Source organism: Nitratireductor sp. GZWM139 (assembly GCF_030068685.1).
Lineage (GTDB): Bacteria > Pseudomonadota > Alphaproteobacteria > Rhizobiales > Rhizobiaceae > Nitratireductor > Nitratireductor aquimarinus.
Genome location: NZ_JAMQML010000047.1, coordinates 1 through 1,684, shown reverse-complemented (window position 1 = coordinate 1,684; position 1,684 = coordinate 1). Strand labels below are relative to the sequence as shown.

Sequence of the window (1,684 nt, the reverse complement as noted above, 5' to 3'; positions counted from 1 at the left end):
CCTCGCCAATCGCCCGCGCCTGGCGCGCCGTCTTCACCCCGAACCCGACGCAGATCGGCAGGTCCGTGTGTTCCTTGATGCGCGAAACCGCAGCCGAAACATTGTTCGTGTCCGGCAGGGCCGAACCCGTCACACCCGTCATCGACACGTAATAGACGAAGCCCGACGTGTTCTCCAGCACCTTCGGCAGGCGCTCTTCGTCGGTCGTCGGCGTGGCAAGACGAATGAAGTTCAGCCCCGCTTTGATGGCCGGAACGCAAAGCTCCTGATCCATCTCCGGCGGCAGGTCGACGATGATCAGACCGTCAATGCCCGCTTCCTTCGCATCGGAGAGGAAGCGGTCCACACCATAGATGTAAATCGGGTTGTAATAACCCATCATCACGATGGGCGTGTCGTCGTCGTCTTCCCGGAAATCCCGCGCCATCCGGAGCGTTTTGGAAAGCGTCTGCCCGCCTTTGAGCGCGCGCAGGCCGGCGGCCTGAATGGCCGGGCCATCGGCCATCGGGTCGGAGAAGGGCATGCCCAGCTCGATCACGTCGCTGCCCGCCGCAGGCAGCGCCTTCATGATCGACAGCGCGGTCTCATAGTCCGGGTCGCCGCCCATGAAATAGGTCACGAGCGCGGGACGGTTCTCTTCCTTCAGCCGCGCAAAGCGGCGGTCAATGCGGGTGGTCATGGGAGGATGCTTTCTCTTCGGACAGATTGTGGGTTCGGATCCTGCGGCNCTCTTCCTTCAGCCGCGCAAAGCGGCGGTCAATGCGGGTGGTCATGTCAGTCTCTGGTCCTCGTACATCCAGCGCGGCGCCCCCACGCCGTCTTGCATTCCTTGCGGTTGCAGCGGCCTCGGCGCTCGATCACGAACGCAGCAACACCATGCAAACAGATCATCCCTCAGCGTGTTCGCGGATATCGATGGTCACGGCGAAAGCATAGAACCCATCGCGCTCGATCCGGCTTTTAGCCTCATCGGGATCGAACGCGATGCGCGGTTCGCCGTCATCGGCCACATGGGTCAGGAAAGCAAGGTTCTGGCTTTCCCGGATCCCCTGCGGGTTTTCCCTATCGTCGTCCTGGCGGATGGCCACATAGTGGTGCCGGTTTTGCTTGGAGCGATAGATTTCGAACATGTTCAGATCTCCATGCCGAGCATCTTTCCAACGGTATGCACGTCCTTGTCTCCGCGACCGGAGAAATTGACGATCATGATCTGGTCCTTGCCCATGGTCGGCGCAAGCTTGATCGCATGGGCAATCGCATGGGCCGATTCCAGCGCCGGGATGATGCCCTCAAGACGCGTCGTCATCTGGAACGCCTCGATCGCCTCATCGTCCAGAACGGGCGAGTAGATCACACGGCCTGAATCCTTCAGCCAGCTGTGCTCCGGCCCGACACCGGGATAGTCCAGCCCCGCAGACACCGAATGCCCGTCGAGGATCTGCCCGTCATCGTTCTGCAACAGATAGGTGCGGTTGCCATGCAGCACGCCCGGACGGCCAGCCGTCATGGAAGCGCAGTGCTCGTCGCCCTCCAGCCCGTGTCCGCCGGCCTCAACGCCGTGGATCTCCACCTGGCGGTCATCGAGGAAGGGATGGAACAGGCCGATGGCGTTCGAGCCGCCGCCCACCGCCGCCACGATGGCGTCGGGCAGCCGGCCTTCCAGTTCCTGGATCTGTTCGCGCGC

At 62.4% G+C, this 1,684-nt stretch carries 3 protein-coding genes; all 3 read right to left on the bottom strand.

Translation table 11 applies throughout. The features are described 5' to 3' along the window. Window positions 1-679 (bottom strand): tryptophan synthase subunit alpha (trpA, locus tag NDI72_RS21810; protein ID WP_283801784.1); only part of this gene is annotated, 679 nt, incomplete at its 3' end. 208 nt (window positions 680-887) lie between these two features. Then, on the bottom strand, window positions 888-1,130 hold the full coding sequence (locus tag NDI72_RS21805) for a hypothetical protein (protein ID WP_113153693.1): 243 nt from the start codon (window positions 1,128-1,130) through the stop codon (window positions 888-890). A gap of 2 nt (window positions 1,131-1,132) precedes the next feature. Further along, a partial coding sequence (locus tag NDI72_RS21800; protein WP_283801781.1) for a pyridoxal-phosphate dependent enzyme occupies window positions 1,133-1,684 on the bottom strand: 552 nt, incomplete at its 5' end.

Excerpts from the sequence above, each read along its gene's own strand:
- NDI72_RS21805 (WP_113153693.1), bottom strand. The coding sequence starts at position 1,130 with ATGTTCGAAATCTATCGCTCCAAGCAAAACCGGCACCACTATGTGGCC.